Source organism: Bradyrhizobium sp. A11 (assembly GCF_042077125.1).
Taxonomy (GTDB): Bacteria; Pseudomonadota; Alphaproteobacteria; order Rhizobiales; family Xanthobacteraceae; genus Bradyrhizobium; species Bradyrhizobium japonicum_B.
In genome coordinates this window covers 5,250,110-5,267,757 of the sequence record NZ_CP149509.1, presented here as the reverse complement: position 1 = coordinate 5,267,757, position 17,648 = coordinate 5,250,110, and the positions used below count along the sequence as shown (strand labels likewise).

The following is a 17,648-nucleotide window of genomic DNA, read 5'->3' as shown; positions in this document are numbered from 1 at the left end:
CGTGGCCACATTCAAGGCGATCCGGATCGACAAGGCGGACAAGGGCACCGTTGCCGCGCTCACGCAGTTCGATGAAGCCGAGCTGATGGACGGCGATGTCACCGTCCGGGTCGAATGGTCGACGCTGAACTACAAGGACGGCCTTGCGCTCACCGGCAAGGCGCCCGTGGTCCGCCGCTTCCCGATGATCGCCGGCATCGACTTCGCCGGTACGGTCGAGGCCTCCTCGCATCCGCAGTGGAAGGCCGGCGACAAGGTGGTCTGCACCGGATGGGGCATGGGCGAGACTCATCTCGGCGCCTATGCCGAGAAGGCACGGGTGAAGGGCGACTGGCTGGTCGCCTTGCCGCAAGGGCTCTCGGCGCGCGATGCCATGGCGATCGGCACAGCCGGCTTCACCGCGATGCTCGCGGTGCTGGCACTGGAGAAGCACGGTCTGTCGCCGAAGAGCGGCCCGGTGGTGGTGACCGGTGCCGCCGGCGGCGTCGGCTCGGTCGCGATCGCCGTGCTCTCCAAGCTCGGCTACCACGTCATCGCCTCGACCGGCCGGGCCTCGGAGGCCGACTATCTGAAGCACTTGGGCGCTGCCGAAATCATCGACCGCAACGAACTGTCCGGTTCGGCCAAACCTCTCGCCAAGGAGCGCTGGGCCGGTGGCGTCGACAGCGTCGGCTCGACCACCCTCGCCAATCTGCTCTCGATGACGCGATATGGCGGAGCGATCGCGGCGTGCGGCCTGGCGGCGGGCATGGACCTGCCGTCCTCGGTGGCACCGTTTATTTTGCGCGGAGTGTGCCTTCTCGGCATCGATTCGGTGATGTGTCCGATCGAGCCCAGAAAGGCCGCCTGGCAGCGCCTCGCATCCGATCTCGATCGGACAAAACTAGCTGAAATCACTAAGGAAATTTCGCTTGCCGAGGTTTCGGATTGGGGCGCCAAGATTCTGGCCGGTGCGGTGCGCGGCCGTATCGTGGTAAAAATTGTCTAACGGCGTTCAGACTTTACCAACCAAGCTGCTTCAATGTCGCCATGGTTCGTATGGTAAGCAGCGGGTAAAGAGATAAGGCATCGCCCGCTGCGGGGTTGGGTTCGGAGTTGAGCATGCTTGCGCGTTTTGTGTTGGGGGCTGTCACGGCGGCAGCAACGTTTGCGCCGGCGGTTGCCGGAAGCATGAACGCCGACGAGGCACGTCGCTTCGTCGCCGGCAAAGTGTTTGCCTTCACCTGTTTCGACGGCACCCGCGGTGCAGGCCGCATCCTCGACGATCTCGGCGCCGCTGGTGCGGTGCAGTTCTCGGGCGCGGGCCCGGTCAAGCATCTCCGCCTGCCCGGCAATACGCTCCAGATCCGCGGCCAGAATGTCTGCGCCTCGATCAAGGGGATTCCGTTCGAGCCCTGTTTCAACCTGGAAAAGACCGACGATCGCAGCTTCCGCGGCTCCGTGTCGGGCATGGGCTTCGCTTATTGCGACTTCCGTCATCAGGGCGGCAACCAGATGCTGATGGCCCGCGCTGCAGCGCGCCCGCGCTCGCTGCACAGGCCGGAGCACACCGGTTCGGTCAGCCCGGCCAACACCGAGGTCGCCGCGCGCGTGGAGACGCCGCGGGTCGAGAGCAGCCGGCTCGAGCCGGTGAAGGCGGAGGCCAAGGCCGACGTGAGGTCCGAGCCCGCCAAGAACGAGGCCCCACTGGAGCTGCGCCGCTCGACCCAGTGAGACGGCCCGGCGGGACGCCCGCACATTCTCTCATTGAAGACCTCCTTCGAACATGAAGCTGCCGTGCCGTAGTCATACGGACGGCGGCTTTCATGCGTTGGTAGCGGTTCGCGCTTCAGTTTGCGTACGGCCGGGGGGCGCGGCCCGATAAAAGGGTTCAACGATGTCGCTGTACTTCTTCCGCATCAGTACCGGTCGCTATTCCGGCGCCGCCGACCAGCCATATGAGTTCGAGGATCGCGCGGCCGCCTGGACCGAGATGACGGAGGTCTGCGCCAATTTGCTCGGCGGCATCGCGCGCAGCCTGAAGCCGAACGCCGAGTGGTGCATGGAGCTGCTCGACGAGAACAAGAAGCCGGTCTTCCGCATCAGCCTTGTCGGCGAGAGCGCCGGATGCAAGGCTCCCTAGATCCGACCTGAGGCTGCATTTTACAACTAGGGCGAGATCATTTCCCTTCGGCTTCAATCATTTGGCGAATAAACTGAGTATTTCTGCGAGGGATTCCGTTAACCAAATCGGAACGTGAGGCGCTCAATTTTTGTGCAACGGCGCAGTCGACGCCGGGCGGCCGACAATGACTCGGTTGCGGATTTCCTTCGGGGGAAACATGCCATGTTGAGCCTTGTTCAGAATCTGAAGATCGGGACCAAGCTGGCGATTGCGTCTGCACTAGGGGTACTCCTGGTCGGCGCCATGATCGCAAGTCAGATGCTCGGCAATGCGAGCATCCGGGAGAGCAGCCAGAGCGCGCTTGCGCAGCAGCAGATCGCGCGCGACGCAGTTGAGGCCGAGGTGACAGTTCGCGGCATGCAGCTCGCCGTACGCGACCTTCGTCTCGCCAATAGCTCGGCCGACATTCAAAAGGCCACCACGAGCCTGGGCGACCAGCAGAAATCGACGAACCTGCTGGTCGATCAGATGCTGAAGCTTTCTCAAGAGCCCGAGAATCGCGCTCGCATGGAGAAACTGAGATCGCTGGCCGCCAACTACGCAAAGGCGGCGCAGCAGATCGCGGGCGTGCGCGGCGAAGCCTTGGCCGCCAGCGGTACAGACGGCCCGGCGCGTGCTGCCAAGCTCAATGAAGACGTCATTCGCATCGCACGCGAGGTGACCCTGCCGATCGCCGGCGAGCTCGATGTGCTGATCGGTCAGATTGCCGATTACGCGAGACGCAAATCCGACGAGAAAAATGCTGCGTCCGCTGCCCAGATGAAATCGAGCGAGCAGCTTGCGATCCTGGTCGGCGCACTCGCCATGCTCGTCCTCGTCGGCTCCTGGCTGATGTCGTTCGTGACCATCGCCCGACCCATTCGGGCGCTCACGGTGGCCATGGACAGGCTCGCCGGCGGCGATTTCTCGGTGGTGCTGCCCGGGCTCGGCCGCAAGGACGAGGTTGGCGGCGTCGCTGCGGCCGTCGAGAAATTCAAGATCGTCTCGGAACAGAAGGCGCGCGAAGAGGCCGAGGCCAAGATCAGGCAGGATCAGATCGCGGCCGCGCAGCGCAAGGCCGAGATGCACAAGCTTGCTGACGGCTTCGAAGCCGCGATCGGCGAGATCGTCGATACCGTGTCCTCGGCGGCGACCGAACTGGAAGCCTCGGCCTCGACGCTCACATCGACCGCGGCGCGTGGCCAGCAGCTCACCACGATGGTTGCTTCCGCCTCCGAGGAAGCGTCCACCAACGTGCAGTCGGTGGCCTCGGCGACCGAAGAGCTGTCGTCGTCGATCACCGAGATCAGCCGCCAGGTGCAGGAATCCGCTCGCGTCGCGGGCGAAGCGGTGAGCCAGGCCCGCACCACGACCGACCGCGTCGGGGAGCTCTCCGCGGCTGCGGCGCGGATCGGCGACGTGGTCGAGCTGATCAACACCATCGCCGGTCAGACCAATCTCCTGGCGCTCAATGCAACCATCGAGGCCGCGCGCGCCGGCGAGGCCGGCCGCGGCTTTGCCGTCGTCGCCTCCGAAGTCAAGGCGCTCGCCGAGCAGACCGCGAAGGCGACCGGCGAGATCGGCCAGCAGATCGCCAGCATCCAGACCGCCACCGAGCATTCCGTCGGCGCGATCAAGGACATCAGTCACACCATCGAAAAACTGTCGGAGATCTCCTCGACGATCGCGGCTGCCGTCGAAGAGCAGGGCGCGGCGACGCAGGAGATTTCCCGCAACGTGCAGCAGGCGGCGGCAGGCACCCATCAGGTGTCGTCCAACATCACCGACGTGCAGCACGGCGCGAGCGAGACCGGCTCGGCCTCCTCGCAGGTGCTGTCCGCCGCCCAGATGCTGTCCGGCGACAGCAACCGCCTCAAGTTCGAGGTCGAGAAGTTTCTCCGCACCGTACGCGCCGCCTGACGGCGCGCGCGTCCTGGGACGGTGCGGGCGGCCTGAGCCGCCGACCATCTCTGTTCGAAATAGCCGGCGCGGTGCCGTGGTATGGGCGCTGCGCGATTGCTGCCGTCCCGCAGTAGATGGTTGCGGAACATATAAAGGGCGGCGCTGCCGAATTCCGTAATTCAACGTAGCTTCCTGTTAACGCCTGTTTGCAATTATCGGCGCAATCTTTCGGGATAAGAACCAGCCAGCATTGTTGAACTGACCTCCGCTCGGTCGTCCATCGGGACGCCTGTGGCGCAAGTGACGTGCGCGTTGCCGGGCATCGTTAGGATTTGTGTGATGTCGAAACTGTCGATCGTGTTCAAGCTCTTGACCGTGCTGTCGGTCCTCGTTCTCTCTCTCGCCGGCGTCGGCGTGACGGCGATCGGCACCATGCAGAACATCAACGCCCACACGGTCGAGATCGCGGAGAGCTGGCTGCCGAGCGTGCGCGCGCTCGGCTCCATGCGCGCCGACATCAACGAGCTGCGCGTCGTCCTGCGCCTGCACCTGATGCAGGAGAGCATTGAAGGCAAGGACGCCGCCGAGAAGCGCATGGCCCCGCTGCGCGAGCGCATCGAGAAGACGCGCAAGGTCTACGAAGGCCTGATTACGTTGCCGGAGGAACGCCAGATCTATGAACAATGGACCAAGGCCTGGGCCGACTACCTGAGCGGGGTTCAGGAGACGATGGCGCTGTCGCGCAAGAGCCCCGGCCGCTTTCCGACGGAGGCCAACGAACTGTTGCAGACCAAGGTCGCGAAGATGGCTCAGGCGGCGGATCCTCTGCTCCTGAAGAGCATCGAGCTCAACAACAGCGGCGCCGAAGCTGAAACGAAGGAGGCGGCCGACAGCTACGCCACCATCTTCCGCGTGCTCGTCGGCATCATTGTTGCAGCCGTCGTGATCGCGATCGGCGCCGCCTATTATCTCGTGCGTGACGTCTCTCGCGGCATCGCCTCGATCATCCGTCCGATGCAGTCGCTCGGCGAGGGCGACCTCTCGGCCGAAGTGCCGCATCGCGGCGAGAAGACCGAGATCGGTTCGATGGCGGACGCGCTGCAGATCTTCAAGGAGGCGCTGATCGCCAAGAAGGCCGCCGACGAGGCTGCCGCGCGCGATGCCGAGGCGAAGATCGAACGCGGCCGCCGCGTCGATGCCATCACGCGCAATTTCGAGGTCATGATCGGCGAGGTCGTCGAGACGGTGTCGTCGGCCTCGACCGAGCTCGAGGCTTCCGCGGCCACGCTGAGCGGTACGGCGCAGCGCGGCCAGCAGCTCGCAACCGTCGTTGCGGCTGCGTCCGAGGAAGCCTCCACCAACGTCCAGGCCGTGGCGTCCGCCTCGGAAGAGCTGTCGTCCTCCATCACAGAGATCAGCCGCCGCGTGCAGGATTCGGCGCGGATGGCTGCGGAAGCAGTCGAGCAGGCGGCGCGGACCAACGACCGCGTCAATGCGCTGTCGCAGGCGGCCTCCCGCATCGGCGACGTCGTCGAGCTCATCAACACCATCGCGGGCCAGACCAATCTGCTGGCGCTGAATGCGACCATCGAGGCGGCGCGCGCCGGCGAAGCCGGCCGCGGATTTGCCGTCGTCGCATCCGAGGTCAAGGCGCTGGCCGAGCAGACCGCGAAGGCGACCGGCGAGATCGGGGCGCAGGTCGCGGGGATTCAGACCGCGACGCAGGAATCCGTCAGCGCCATCCAGGAGATCGGCGGTACCATCGAGCGGTTGTCCGAGGTGGCCTCGGCCATCGCCGCCGCCGTCGAGGAGCAGGGCGCCGCGACGCAGGAGATTTCGCGCAACGTCCAGCAGGCCGCCCTCGGCACCCAGGAGGTCTCCTCCAACATCACCAACGTGCAGCGCGGCGCGATCGACACGGGATCGGCCTCGGGCGAGGTGCTTTCGGCTGCGAAGTCACTGGCGACCGACAGCACCCGCCTGAAGGTCGAGGTCGCGCAGTTCCTGGAATCGGTCCGCGCGGCCTGATCTTCAGGAGCATGATCCGGAAACGTGTGAAGCGGCTTTCCGCACAGATCACGCTCCAACGGTTCAGCTGCTGGTCGGCGTGGCCGGCGGCACGACCTGCCGCCGGAACAGGATGCGCTGGTACAGCCAGCCGATCGCCACCAGCACGACGCCGAGGCACATGAACGACAGTGCGCGGTAGACACCTGTCAGCGTCCATACGTCGATTGCGAAGGCCTTGAGGATGGTCAGCGCGATGACGGCGGCAGAGGCGAGCCGCGCACGCTCCGAATTGAACAGGATACCCGCGCCGAGCAGCACCACCCCGAACGCCAGCCAGCCGATCGAATAGGTGTATTGCTCGGCGCTCGTGGTGCCGCCGTAGAGCAGCACCGGGCCGTGATAGAAGCGGCGGATCTCCAGCGTCACATAGCTGAGCGCGAACACCAGCGCGCCGCCCGCGATCGTGTTGGCGTAGGCGACGGAGCGGTGGCCCGCCACCGCATAGGACAGCAGCAGCATCAGCACCGCCGGCAGCGCGTAGCCGAGCAGCAGCAGGTTGAAGACGAGGCCGCCGACATTGACGCTGGAGAGCACCATCGGATTCTCCAGGATCAAGAGACCGAACACGGCGATGAATCCGGCAATCGCCGTGAGCACGACGGCGCCGACATTGTGCACGATGCTCTGGCTCCTCAGCCGCAAACGCTCCAGCCCGATCGCCATCGCGAGCGTGACGCAGACCTGCAGCGCGAATTCGAGCAGCGAGGGGCCCGCCGTCATGCGGCCACCGGTCGCAAAGTGCCGGATCTCCATGAAGGCGAGCAGCGCGGTGAACAGGATCGCGGCCGTCTCGACCATGCGCAGCGGCGGATCGTCGGCGCGGCGGCGCAGGAAGATGCTCGCGCCCCAGAACGAGGCCGCCGGCAGGCCGTAGCCCCAGAGCAGCCAATTGAAGATCGGCGTGGTGCCGACGGCATCGCCGACGATGCGTGGGTCATAGGCGATGCGCGCGGTGACGAGCGCGGCGAAAATGGCGGCGAGCCAGCGCAGGAACGGGATCGGCCGCTGCAGCGAGATCCAGGCGGTGCCGAGCGACATCAGCGCCAGCGCGATGGTCAGCCAGCCCTTTTCCAGCGCGAAGGTCAGCGCCAGCGCCAGCGCACCGAGCGTGCCGGTCGCGAACAAGGCGGTGGAGATCATGCTGCCCGGCCGGGTCTCGCGGCGCGTGAGCGCCTCGGTCGCCGCGCCAAAGCTTGCTGCGAGCAGCACCGCGAGGATCGCAAACGGGATCGAGCGGTCGAGATGGGCGATACGCGCGTAGAGCGCGACCAGGATCGCGATCGGCGTTGTGACCGCAGCAGCCGACCACACCACGGGGATGATCGCCGAGTTCGAGCGGCCCTGCGCCAGGAAGCCGGCAATTCCGAAGCCGGCGGCGAAAAGCGCGGCCGTCACCAGATGCAGCGTCACCGAGCTGTCGATCGCGCTGGGCCCGACGCCGGACATCGCACCGCCCGGCAGCACCAGCATGTCAGGATTGGCGCGCACCGCCCATTCGGCGAACACGATGAAGACGGTCGCCGCGGCCGCGCCGAGCGCGCCGGTCGCCGCCGGCGCGCGCCAGGCGACGAGCAGCGTGCCGCCGACCAGCAGCGCAAACGCGATCAGCGCCAGGTCGGCATGCGCGCTCGACAGTACGATCAGCATCGCGCCGAACAGATAGGCACCGAGCGAACCCGACGAGATCGGCTCGATCTCGCCGTCCTCGATTGCAGGCCCGAACATGAAGCCGCAGACGACGAGCAGCGCGGCCAGCACGAAGCCCGCGATGACATGGAAGGCGTGCGGTGCGACCTGGAGCTGCTCGGCGTCGAGACCGGGCAAGAGCCAGAGCACGGCGAAGGCGATCGTGGTGACCGCAAGCCAGCGCCACAGCCGGATGCGGGCGAGGCCGAAGCTCGCAGCGGTGACGACGGCGAGATAGATGTAGAGCGCCCAGTAATCGGGCTTGCCGCTGGAGACGAGCACCGGTGTCACGAAGGCGCCGACCACACCGAGGCCGGCGAGCGCCGGCCCGTGCAGCAGCGCGGCAGCGAGCGTGCACATCGCCACGATGCCGAGCAGCACGAAGGCGGTGGCGGGCACCAGGAAGCCGTAGAGCGCGTAAGCGGCGTAGATGGTGGCGAACGCCACCGCCGTTCCGGCCGCGGTGAGGATCGCCGGGATGTTGGCGATCGGCAGCGCTGCGATATTGGAGATGCTCTCCTTGCGCCGGGTCCATTCGCCGGCGCCCAACAGCGCGGCGGCGAACAGGCCGCCCAGGAACACGCGCACGCCGGGGCCGAGAAGACCGGCCTCGATCGAATAGCGCACCATGAAGAAGCCGCCGAGCGCGAGCGCAAGGCCGCCGATCCACACCACCCAGCGCGTGCCGAGCTGCTCCTCGAAGCCGGGTTCTCGAATATCGGGCGCGGGCGCAGGCAGGGGAGGCGGTGCCTCGGCGGAGACGCTCGCCGCGAGCGGCGGCGGTGCCTGTTCGGTGCCGAGCGGAGGCGGTGCCGGCTCGGCTTCGGGCGCAAGCGGCGGCCGCTCGGCGGCTACCGGAGCAGGCGCCTGCTCCTGCACCGGCATGAGCGGCGGCGGCTGCACCGGCCGCTGCGCATAAGACATCGCTTCGAGTGCGTTCAGTCGCCGGCGCAGCTCGGCCGCCTGGCTGGAGGCCTTGATTGCGATCAGGAAGGCGACGATCGCGATGATCAGCGCAAAGACGTCAAACGGGCCGTCGAACATGAAGCCTCCAGGCGACCGGCGGGCAGGGGCCGATCGCGCAAATCTCAGGATCTAGCGCCGGGAGCGTACGCGCAAGCCCGGTGCGGGCCGCTCCTGAAGCACGTCGCGGCGGAAACGGTAGAGCGCCGCCGGCCGTCCGCCCGTCTGTGTCGACATCACCCCGGTCGGTTCGACCAGGGCCTCCATTTCGACCAGGCGGCGGAAATTCTGCTTGTGCAGGTGCCGGCCGGAGATCGCCTCCACCGTATGCTGCAGTTCGGTAAGTGTGAACTCGGGCGGCAAAAGTTCAAACACGACAGGACGATACTTCAGTTTTGCACGCAGCCGCGCAATCGCCGTGGCGAGAATCCGGCGATGGTCGAACCGCATCGAGGTCCCGAGCGGAGGCAGCGTCTTGCGCGCTAATGCCGCAGGCCGGCCGTCGCGCCGCGCCTCCTCGACCAGCCCGGCCTCGTACAGCAGCTCGTAGCGGTCGAGCACGCGCTCTTCGTCCCAGGCCGCTCCCTCGAGGCCGAAACAGAACCGCACGCGATCCTTGCGCGGCAGCGCGCGAATCGTCTCCGGCGTCTCCTCCGCGGCCCACTCGGTCAGCGCGGGGATGATGTCGCGGGCGATGATCGCCGGCGGCTCCTCGCGCCAGTCTTCCCAGGGGAAGAAGCGATACCATGGCGCGAAGCTCGCCGCGTTGGCTGCGAGCTCGCCATCCACCGCACGCGTCAGCGCGAGATAGCCGATCGACACCATATGCGCCCCGGTGTCGCCGGCCTCGGCATGACGGCCGCGATCGCCGAAGGTGTAGAGCTGCTCGACATAGCCAAGCCGCAGGCCGGCCTGCTCCTCGACCCAGGCGCGCAGGCCGATCTCGAAGGTGCGGTGCGCGAGCGCGTCGAACGGGCCGAACGGCAGGCCGGCCAGCCCGTCACTGCCGCGCGCGGTCAGGATCAGCGGCTCATGGCCCTCGATCGCGACGATCGCCGCGGTCAGGCCGATCTCGATCGGCGTCAGGAGCGCCTCGCTCATGCGGGGATGATCGCAGATGTTGCCACAAGCTCGTCATGCCCGGGCTCGTCCCGGGCATCCACGTTCTTGGTGCAGCGACAAAGGTCGTGGATGGCCGGGACAAGCCCGGCCATGACGATGCGGAGACATCCGGGCACGAGCGCACCGACATTGTCGCGCCCAGCTGTCATTCGAGCTCGATCACGAAGGGGCGGCCCTCGACCATCATCGCGCCCGGGCCGATTTCGTCGAGCGCGCGCAGCATGCGGCCGTTGCGGCCGAGGGCCCGGTCGGCAAGGCCGACGATGCGCCGGTTGGGCGAGGCGATCGGCGAGGCCGCGCGGATCTTCCTGGCGATCTCGAGTTCGTCGCGGTTTGGATTGAGCGCGCAGACCGCCGCAAACGCGCTCGCGGTGGAGCGGCTGATGCCGGCATAGCAATGGACCACGAGCGGCGCGCTGCGGTCCCAGCCGCGCACGAAGTTCAGCACCAGATCGATATGCGCCTCGGACGGTGCGACGAACCCGTCCAGCTCCTCGGTGATGTCGTCCATCGACACCTTGAGATGATTGGCCGGCAGCACGGAGACCGGCCGCGCCACCTGCTCGACATTGGCCATCACGGTCAGCACATGGCTGGCCCCGGTGAGACGGACGGTTTCGGGAAGCGCGGCGAGGGAACAGACGTGGATCATGGCAGCCCTTTTTCTTGATTATAGCCGCGGCCCGTAGGGTGGGCAAAGGCGCGTAGCGCCGTGCCCACGACCTTTCTCAATTGCAAGAGGTGGTGGGCACGCTTCGCTTTGCCCACCCTAAGAAGGGATGACGCCTACGCAAACACCGCGCCAAACCGCTCCAGAAACTGCTTCTCGGCCCGTGCCGCGGTCCAGGGCGTCAGGTAGTCGCGCCGGACGCTGTCGGTGAGGCCGGGATCCCTGCCGAACAGGCGCCTTGCCTCGCTTTCGCTGAAGCCGGCAAGCTCGGTCGCTTCCAGATAGGCCGCGCCGCGATCGGCGGCCTTGAGGGCCTGCGTGATCTCCTCCGGCAGCACCGGCGGCAGCCCGAAGCGGATATGGATGGCGCCGAGCAGGCGTTTCTCCACGGCCTTGTAATGTCCGTCGAGCACCGCCTTGAACGGCGAGATCATGTCGCCGATCACATATTCCGGCGCATCGTGCAGCAATGCGGCGAGCCGCATGCGCTGATCGGCGCGCGGCATCTCGTGCCGCAGCACGGTCTCCACCAGCAGCGTGTGCTGCGCCACCGAGAAGATATGCGCCCCGATGGTCTGCCCGTTCCAGCGCGCGACGCGCGCCAGCCCGTGCGCGATGTCGGCGATCTCGATATCGAGCGGGGAGGGATCGAGCAGATCGAGCCGCCGGCCCGACAGCATGCGCTGCCAGGCGCGGGACTGCGCTTCGCGCGAGGTCTTCTTCGCGGTCATCTGGCCTTGAGGCGCGGCTTGCGCTGCGTCTTGCCGCAGGTCGCGTGGCAATGGCAGTCGACGAGATGGTCGTTGACCATGCCGGTCGCCTGCATGAAGGCATAGACGATGGTCGGGCCGACGAACTTGAAGCCGCGCGAGGACAGCTCCTTGGAGATCTGCACCGACAGCGGCGTCGAGGTGGGCACGCTCGCGGTGGTCTTGAACTTGTTGACCAGCGGCCTTCCGTCCATGAAGTCCCACAGCAGCTTCGAGAAGCCCGGACCTTTCTCCATGATGTCGAGATACGACTTGGCGCTGAGGATCGCGCCGTCGATCTTGGCCTTGTTGCGCACGATGCCGGCATCGTTCATCAGCGCATGGACCTTCTTGGCGTTGTACCGCGCGATCTTCTCCGGCTGGAAATCGTCGAAAGCTCTGCGGAAATTGTCGCGCTTGCGCAGGATCGTGATCCAGGACAGGCCGGCCTGGAAACCGTCGAGCATCAGCTTCTCGAACAGCGCGCGGTCGTCATATTCCGGCACGCCCCATTCGGTGTCGTGATAGGCGACATAGAGCGGATCATCGCCCGGCCAGGGGCAGCGTGTCAGGCCGTCGGGATGCAGGCGGGGAGCGCGGCTCATGCGGTGGGGTGCTTGGCTGGAATGCGCACGACGTCGGGATCCGCGAGTTTCAAGGCGAGCCCGCCGGCGGTGAGGGGCTGGCCGGCATCGAGCGCGTCCGCGACACGGTCGATGCGCACCAGGGCGATGCCCTTGCCGCCGGACGTCGAGCCGATGGTGCCGACCGGCTTGTCGCCGGCGAGGATGGTCGCGCCGGCTTCGGGCGAGGCGCCGTCGAGCAGCACCTGCACGCTGCGGGTGCGCGCGGTGCCGCGGTGCTGCATGCGCGAGACGACCTCCTGGCCGACATAGCAGCCCTTGTCGAAATCGACGCCGGCAAGGCGGTCCATGTTGGTCTCGTGCGGAAAGGCGTCGCCGTACATGAAATCGAGCCCGCCGCGCGGAACGCCGAGCGCGATGCGGTGCGCCTCGTATTCGGCGGCGTCGACCAGGTCGGCGCCGATGAGGTCGGACAGCTTCTGCTTGAGATCCTCGGGGATCAGGATGCGAAGGCCGAGCGCATCGTTGCGCGGGTCGGCGAAGGCAAGGTCCGGCTGCGCCGCAGGCTGGCCGTCCCAGGCCGCGAGCACGCCGAGATCGAGATTTTCCACCGTGACCTTGGCGCGCAGCTTGTAGAATTTCAGCTTGGTGGCGAGGCTATCTGCCAGCGCCTTCGGGCAGTCGATCAGGAACCCGCCGCCATGGCCCGCGGGCACCTCGGTGATCAGAAAATCGACGATGATCTTGCCCTGCGGCGTCAGCAGCGCGCCGAATCGCCCCAGGCCCGGCTTCAGCCTGTCGAGATCGGTCGTGACCAGGCCGTTGAGGAAGTTGCGCGCATCCTCGCCCGCGACCTTGACCACGCCCCGGTCGGGAAGAAACGCTGATTTCATGCGAAAATCTCTTGCGACATGTTGCTCCGGAACGTAAGCCCGCGAGGCATAAACGACAAGACCTCGAGCCCTGCGCTTGGGGACGAGAGAGGCCTTCAGCCATGACCCAGCGCTTCGATGTGATCCTCAAGAATGGCACCGTCGTCAACCAGGACGGCGAGGGAGTTCGCGATATCGGCATCGCCGGTGGCCGCATTGCCGAGCTGGGTCCTTTGTCGCACGCCTCCGCCGCCGAAACGATCGACTGCAAGGGCCTGCACATCCTGCCCGGCGTGATGGACACGCAAGTGCATTTCCGCGAGCCCGGCCTGACGCACAAGGAAGACCTCGAGACCGGTTCGCGCAGCGCCGTGATGGGCGGCGTGACCGCGGTGTTCGAGATGCCGAACACGGCGCCGCTGACGGTGACGGAGGCCGAGTTCACCGACAAGGTGAAGCGCGCCCATCACCGCATGCATTGCGATTTCGCCTTTTTCATCGGCGGCACCCGCGAGAACGTGCAGGATCTGCCGGTGCTGGAGCGCGCGCCCGGCTGTGCCGGCGTCAAGGTGTTCATCGGCTCCTCGACCGGCGCGCTGCTGGTGGAGGACGACGAAAGCCTGCGCCGCATCTTCCAGGTGATCCGTCGCCGCGCCGCCTTCCATGCCGAGGACGAGTACCGCCTCAACGACCGCAAATCGCTGCGCATCGAGGGCGACGCCCGCTCGCATCCGGTGTGGCGCGACGAAACCGCGGCCCTGATGGCGACGCAGCGCCTGGTCAAGCTCGCGCACGAGACCGGAAGGCGCATTCATGTGCTGCACATCTCCACCAAGGAAGAGATCGAGTTCCTGCGCGACCACAAGGACGTCGCCTCCTGCGAGGCGACGCCGCACCATCTCACGCTGGCTGCTCCCGAATGCTACGAGCGGCTTGGCACGCTGGCGCAGATGAATCCGCCGGTGCGCGGCGCCGATCACCGCGCCGGGATCTGGCGCGGCATCGAGCAGGGCATCATCGACGTGCTCGGCTCCGACCACGCCCCCCATACGCTGGAGGAGAAGCAGAAGACCTATCCCGCTTCGCCCTCCGGCATGACCGGCGTGCAGACGCTGGTGCCGCTGATGCTCGACCACGTCAACGCGGGCCGGCTCTCGCTGGCGCGCTTCGTCGACCTCACCAGCGCCGGTCCCGCGCGCCTCTACAACATGGCCTGCAAGGGCCGCATCGCCGCCGGCTACGACGCCGACTTCACCATCGTCGACCTCAAGCGCAGCGAGACCATCACCAATCAATGGGTGGCGTCGAAGGCCGGCTGGACGCCTTATGACGGGTTGCGCGTCACCGGCTGGCCCGTCGGCACCTTCATCCGCGGCCGCCGCGTGATGTGGCAGGGCGAGCTGGTGACGCCCGCGCAGGGCGAGGCGGTGCGGTTTCTGGAAACGCTGAAGCCGTAACTTGCCGCGCTCGTTGTGATCCGTCATCCTGAGGTGCGCGCCATGCGATGCTCTTGCATTGCATGGCAAGCCTCGAAGGATGAGCGGCCCCGCTAGTGGCCGTGCCCTTCGAAGCCTCCGCCCAGCGGCGCAATTGCGCCGCAAGGCTCCGGCACCTCAGGGTGACGGGGATAGTGTGCGTATGACGGGAGACTATCCAATGAGCCAGAGTGCCCTCATCACCACCGAGCAGCTCGCCGCCATCCTCGGCGATCCCAATCTGCGCCTGTACGACTGCACGACCTACAACGAACCCGTGCCGCCCGGCAGCGACGTGCCGTACCGCGCGGTGCCAGGCGACAAGACGTTTGCGGCCGGCCACATTCCGGGCGCCGATTTCCTCGACCTCCAGGGCGAGTTCTCCGACACCTCGTCGCAACAATTCTTCATGATGCCTGATGTCGCCCAGCTGGAGGCCGCCTTTGGCGGGCACGGCCTCGATGCGGGCAAGACCGTCGTGCTCTACAGCATCGGCACCATGATGTGGGCGACACGGTTCTGGTGGATGCTGCGCTCGCTCGGCGTCGATGCGCTGGTGCTCGATGGCGGCTTCGACAAATGGAAGGAAGAGGGACGGCCGGTCGAGACGGGCGCACCGAAAGCTTATCCCGCGACGACCTTCAAGGCCGCGCCGCGCGCCGGCTTCTTCGTCGACAAGGATGTGGTGAAGGCGCGGATCGGCGATCCCTCGACAATGATCGTCAACGCGCTCGGGCCGCAGTTTCATCGCGGCCTGGAGCCGAGCCGCTACGGCCGGCCCGGCCGTATTCCCGGCAGCGTCAACGTGTCAGCTGCGACGCTCGTCAATGCCGACAAGACGTTGACGACGCTTGCCGATGCCGAAGCCAAGTTTAAAGCTGCGGGCGTCACGCGCGACAAGAACGTGATTCTGTATTGCGGCGGCGGCATCTCGGCGACGATCGACCTGTTTCTGTTGACCCAGCTCGGCTACGACAAGCTGACGCTCTACGACGCCTCGATGGGCGAATGGGCGAGGGATGCGGCGCTGCCGATCGAGACGGATTAGGGGTGCGCTGCTCTTACCCTCCCCTGGAGGGGGAGGGTCGATCGCGCGTAGCGCGAGCGGGGTGGGGTGACGGTCTCTCGTTATCGGCGGTGCCCGTGTGGAGAGATCACCCCACCCCGCTTCACTCTCGCTTCGCTCGATGCGAAGCGACCCTCCCCCTCCAGGGGAGGGTAAGACCCCAGACAAGAAATCCGGGAACCTTTTCCCTTCGCCTGCATCCAACGTCCGGAACCAATGGAGATAGGGTTACCCGCCATGCCAGGGACCGCAGCCGGCCTGACCACCGGCATCAGGACGTCGGAAGCCGAGTTGATCGAGCGCGCGCGGCGCCGCGAGGAGGCTGCGCTCCGCGAGATCATGCAGGCCAACAACCGCAGGCTCTACCGCCTCGCCCGCGGCATCCTGCGCAGTGACAGCGAGACCGAGGACGTGGTGCAGGAAACCTATGTCCGCGCCTTCACGCATCTCGACGGTTTTATCGGTGACGCCGCGCTGTCGACCTGGTTGTCGCGCATCGCGATCAACGAAGCGCTCGGGCGCCTGCGCAGTCGGAGGCCGCAGGTCGAGCTGGGATCGGTGCCGGAGGCAACGCTCGAAGCCCAGATCATCAAGTTTCCCGTTTCGACCGCCGCCACCGATCCGGAAAAATCCATGGCCCAACGCGAGATCCAGCGCGTCGTCGAACATGCGATCGATGAATTGCCCGATGCCTTCCGCATGGTCTTCATTGCGCGCGTGATGGAGGGGATGAGCATGGAGGAGACCGCCGAGCTGCTCGGCATCAAGCCGGAAACCGTCAAGACGCGGTTGCACCGTGCGCGCACCCTGCTCCGCGAGAACGTCGAGAAGAAGATCGGTCCCGTCGTCTTGGACGCATTTCCGTTCGCCGGGCAGCGTTGCGAGCGCCTGACCGAGGCCGTGCTCAGGCGCCTTGGCGTCGGCGCATGATTTTTCGGGAACGTTCGCGAAAAATGCCCATCCAATCCCTGTGAAAGCAACGCCGGCCCACGCCGGCACCACAGGAGCATCAAGCCATGTTCACCCGACCGAGCGCGGCGATCGCCGCGGCCTTTCTGTTGTCCAGTCCCGCGCTGCTGCAAAGCGCCGGCGCCGCCGACAAGCCCACCGATCCGCAGATCGCCCATATCGCCTACACTGCGGGCGTGATCGACATCAACGCCGCCAGGCAGGCGCAGAAGAAGGCCAAGAACAAGGACGTCAAGGCGTTTGCCGAGGACATGCTGCGCGACCACGAGGCCGTCAACCAGCAGGCGCTCGCGCTGGTCAAGAAGCTGAACGTCACCCCTGAAGACAACGACACCAGCAAAGCGCTGTCCAAGCAGGCGAGCGACAAGCTCGCCGAGCTCGACAAGCTGAGCGGTGCTGCCTTCGACAAGGCCTATGTCGCCAACGAGGTCGCCTTCCACAAGCAGGTCAACGGCGTGCTGGAGACCCAGCTCATTCCGGCGGCCGGCAATGCCGAGCTGAAGAGCCTGCTGCAGACCGGCCTGAAGATTTTTCAGGGCCATCAGCAGCACGCCGAGCACGTCGCGACCGAGCTGAAATAGGGAGTGTGCGATGATGTCGGCGCAGCCGTTTTCGCTTCCTGTCGTGTTTCTCGTGGCGGCGATGGTCGTCCCTGCACACGCCGCGACGATCGAGATCACGATGGAGAACCTCGTGATCTCGCCGGCTGAGGTATCAGCAAAGGTCGGCGACACCGTCACGTGGATCAACAAGGACGTCTTCGCCCACACCGCCACCGCGAAGAACGGTGATTTCGACGTGACGCTGCCGCCGAAGACATCGGCGACATCAGTTCTGAAGAAGGCGGGAACGGTCGAGTATGACTGCCGCTATCATCCCAACATGAAGGCGACGCTCAAGGTCGAGCCGTGAGGAGGGAGCGCGTTCCCGAGCCCGCCAGGAACATCTCCCGGCCGTTGCGAGACTAATGCTTGTCGGGGGGGGAGCGGCTTCCATGCGACAATGCCTGCAGACTTCGCGAAGCTATTCGCCAAATCCGCTTTGCAAAGTCATTCATCCGTTGACTGGCCCCGCCCGCGTGGCGGGGTCATTTTCGGCCGGACCTACTGCCTGCAGATGTCGACCGAGAACTCGCCATTTCGGATGCGGCCGGGAAAGCCTTCGACGAACTTGGCGACCGCGTCCTCGCCATAGGTGCCGACCAGCTCGGCAAAGGCTGCAAACAGGCTCGCCTGTGCCAGGCAGTCGCCGTCGACGCCGTCATGGCGCGCCTCGGCCCAGGCCTCGTTGAGATAGCTCAGTGCGGCCTGCTTCTGCTCGTGGTCGGGCAGCGGCGCGCGGGCGGGGGCGTAGGAAATCGGCTGGCTCATGAAACTC

General features: G+C 66.2%; 17 protein-coding genes. 10 read left to right on the top strand and 7 right to left on the bottom strand.

Features of this window, described 5'->3' with window-relative positions:
- Position 1: 1 nt before the first annotated feature.
- From WI560_RS24805 to WI560_RS24785, 5 genes are all read left to right on the top strand, one after another.
- Positions 2-988: an MDR family oxidoreductase gene (locus WI560_RS24805; RefSeq protein WP_375305285.1), complete on the top strand. Its 987-nt coding sequence runs from the start codon at positions 2-4 to the stop codon at positions 986-988.
- A gap of 113 nt (positions 989-1,101) precedes the next feature.
- Positions 1,102-1,713, top strand: a complete 612-nt coding sequence (locus WI560_RS24800; RefSeq protein WP_375305284.1) for a hypothetical protein — start codon at positions 1,102-1,104, stop codon at positions 1,711-1,713.
- 163 nt (positions 1,714-1,876) lie between these two features.
- A complete protein-coding gene (locus WI560_RS24795; RefSeq protein WP_375305283.1) occupies positions 1,877-2,122 on the top strand; it encodes a hypothetical protein in 246 nt (81 codons plus the stop codon).
- A gap of 204 nt (positions 2,123-2,326) precedes the next feature.
- Positions 2,327-4,063, top strand: coding sequence for a methyl-accepting chemotaxis protein (locus WI560_RS24790; protein WP_375305282.1), 1,737 nt, complete (start codon positions 2,327-2,329; stop codon positions 4,061-4,063).
- 321 nt (positions 4,064-4,384) lie between these two features.
- The gene (locus tag WI560_RS24785; RefSeq protein ID WP_375305281.1) at positions 4,385-6,073 is read left to right on the top strand and encodes a methyl-accepting chemotaxis protein; all 1,689 of its coding nucleotides are present in this window, start codon (positions 4,385-4,387) and stop codon (positions 6,071-6,073) included.
- Positions 6,074-6,136: 63 nt separating this feature from the next.
- On the opposite strand, the gene WI560_RS24780 is transcribed toward WI560_RS24785, so the two are convergent.
- The 6 genes from WI560_RS24780 to WI560_RS24755 form a co-directional block, all read right to left on the bottom strand.
- A complete protein-coding gene (locus tag WI560_RS24780) occupies positions 6,137-8,845 on the bottom strand; it encodes a DUF2339 domain-containing protein (RefSeq protein WP_375305280.1) in 2,709 nt (902 codons plus the stop codon).
- Between the two features lie 51 nt (positions 8,846-8,896).
- On the bottom strand, positions 8,897-9,865 hold the full coding sequence (locus tag WI560_RS24775) for an NAD regulator (RefSeq protein WP_375305279.1): 969 nt from the start codon (positions 9,863-9,865) through the stop codon (positions 8,897-8,899).
- A gap of 166 nt (positions 9,866-10,031) precedes the next feature.
- Positions 10,032-10,538, bottom strand: a complete 507-nt coding sequence (locus WI560_RS24770) for a tyrosine phosphatase family protein (RefSeq protein WP_028134924.1) — start codon at positions 10,536-10,538, stop codon at positions 10,032-10,034.
- Between the two features lie 134 nt (positions 10,539-10,672).
- Entirely contained in the window at positions 10,673-11,287 is a 615-nt protein-coding gene (locus WI560_RS24765) for a YfbR-like 5'-deoxynucleotidase (protein ID WP_375305278.1), read from the bottom strand.
- Positions 11,284-11,910, bottom strand: coding sequence for a DNA-3-methyladenine glycosylase I (locus WI560_RS24760; RefSeq protein ID WP_375305277.1), 627 nt, complete (start codon positions 11,908-11,910; stop codon positions 11,284-11,286). The genes WI560_RS24765 and WI560_RS24760 overlap by 4 nt, the downstream gene beginning before the upstream one ends.
- Positions 11,907-12,782 (bottom strand): YgfZ/GcvT domain-containing protein, encoded by an 876-nt coding sequence (locus tag WI560_RS24755; RefSeq protein WP_375305276.1) that lies wholly within the window; start codon positions 12,780-12,782, stop codon positions 11,907-11,909. Before WI560_RS24755 ends, WI560_RS24760 begins: the two co-directional genes overlap by 4 nt.
- A gap of 101 nt (positions 12,783-12,883) precedes the next feature.
- Here WI560_RS24755 and WI560_RS24750 point away from each other — a divergent pair, with 101 nt between their 5' ends.
- The 5 genes from WI560_RS24750 (at position 12,884) to WI560_RS24730 (ending at position 17,183) form a co-directional block, all read left to right on the top strand.
- Positions 12,884-14,218 carry a dihydroorotase gene (locus tag WI560_RS24750; RefSeq protein ID WP_257176080.1) on the top strand — a complete coding sequence of 445 codons (1,335 nt, stop codon included), beginning with the start codon at positions 12,884-12,886 and terminating at the stop codon, positions 14,216-14,218.
- Between the two features lie 199 nt (positions 14,219-14,417).
- Positions 14,418-15,284, top strand: coding sequence for a sulfurtransferase (locus tag WI560_RS24745; protein ID WP_375305275.1), 867 nt, complete (start codon positions 14,418-14,420; stop codon positions 15,282-15,284).
- Between the two features lie 255 nt (positions 15,285-15,539).
- Positions 15,540-16,232, top strand: a complete 693-nt coding sequence (locus tag WI560_RS24740) for an RNA polymerase sigma factor (protein ID WP_375305274.1) — start codon at positions 15,540-15,542, stop codon at positions 16,230-16,232.
- Positions 16,233-16,318: 86 nt separating this feature from the next.
- Complete coding sequence (locus WI560_RS24735; RefSeq protein ID WP_375305273.1) at positions 16,319-16,852, top strand: DUF4142 domain-containing protein; 534 nt, start codon at positions 16,319-16,321, stop codon at positions 16,850-16,852.
- A 13-nt stretch (positions 16,853-16,865) separates the two neighbouring features.
- Positions 16,866-17,183 (top strand): cupredoxin domain-containing protein, encoded by a 318-nt coding sequence (locus WI560_RS24730; RefSeq protein WP_375308902.1) that lies wholly within the window; start codon positions 16,866-16,868, stop codon positions 17,181-17,183.
- A gap of 191 nt (positions 17,184-17,374) precedes the next feature.
- Here the strand turns inward: WI560_RS24730 and WI560_RS24725 are convergent, their stop codons facing one another.
- Complete coding sequence (locus WI560_RS24725) at positions 17,375-17,641, bottom strand: hypothetical protein (RefSeq protein WP_028134933.1); 267 nt, start codon at positions 17,639-17,641, stop codon at positions 17,375-17,377.
- Positions 17,642-17,648: the final 7 nt, after the last annotated feature.

Excerpts from the sequence above, each read along its gene's own strand:
- WI560_RS24760 (WP_375305277.1), bottom strand. The coding sequence starts at position 11,910 with ATGAGCCGCGCTCCCCGCCTGCATCCCGACGGCCTGACACGCTGCCCC.
- WI560_RS24770 (WP_028134924.1), bottom strand. The coding sequence starts at position 10,538 with ATGATCCACGTCTGTTCCCTCGCCGCGCTTCCCGAAACCGTCCGTCTC.
- WI560_RS24785 (WP_375305281.1), top strand. The coding sequence starts at position 4,385 with ATGTCGAAACTGTCGATCGTGTTCAAGCTCTTGACCGTGCTGTCGGTC.
- WI560_RS24790 (WP_375305282.1), top strand. The coding sequence starts at position 2,327 with ATGTTGAGCCTTGTTCAGAATCTGAAGATCGGGACCAAGCTGGCGATT.
- WI560_RS24750 (WP_257176080.1), top strand. The coding sequence starts at position 12,884 with ATGACCCAGCGCTTCGATGTGATCCTCAAGAATGGCACCGTCGTCAAC.
- WI560_RS24725 (WP_028134933.1), bottom strand. The coding sequence starts at position 17,641 with ATGAGCCAGCCGATTTCCTACGCCCCCGCCCGCGCGCCGCTGCCCGAC.
- WI560_RS24755 (WP_375305276.1), bottom strand. The coding sequence starts at position 12,782 with ATGAAATCAGCGTTTCTTCCCGACCGGGGCGTGGTCAAGGTCGCGGGC.
- WI560_RS24795 (WP_375305283.1), top strand. The coding sequence starts at position 1,877 with ATGTCGCTGTACTTCTTCCGCATCAGTACCGGTCGCTATTCCGGCGCC.
- WI560_RS24780 (WP_375305280.1), bottom strand. The coding sequence starts at position 8,845 with ATGTTCGACGGCCCGTTTGACGTCTTTGCGCTGATCATCGCGATCGTC.
- WI560_RS24765 (WP_375305278.1), bottom strand. The coding sequence starts at position 11,287 with ATGACCGCGAAGAAGACCTCGCGCGAAGCGCAGTCCCGCGCCTGGCAG.
- WI560_RS24730 (WP_375308902.1), top strand. The coding sequence starts at position 16,866 with ATGTCGGCGCAGCCGTTTTCGCTTCCTGTCGTGTTTCTCGTGGCGGCG.
- WI560_RS24775 (WP_375305279.1), bottom strand. The coding sequence starts at position 9,865 with ATGAGCGAGGCGCTCCTGACGCCGATCGAGATCGGCCTGACCGCGGCG.
- WI560_RS24740 (WP_375305274.1), top strand. The coding sequence starts at position 15,540 with ATGCCAGGGACCGCAGCCGGCCTGACCACCGGCATCAGGACGTCGGAA.
- WI560_RS24800 (WP_375305284.1), top strand. The coding sequence starts at position 1,102 with ATGCTTGCGCGTTTTGTGTTGGGGGCTGTCACGGCGGCAGCAACGTTT.
- WI560_RS24735 (WP_375305273.1), top strand. The coding sequence starts at position 16,319 with ATGTTCACCCGACCGAGCGCGGCGATCGCCGCGGCCTTTCTGTTGTCC.
- WI560_RS24745 (WP_375305275.1), top strand. The coding sequence starts at position 14,418 with ATGAGCCAGAGTGCCCTCATCACCACCGAGCAGCTCGCCGCCATCCTC.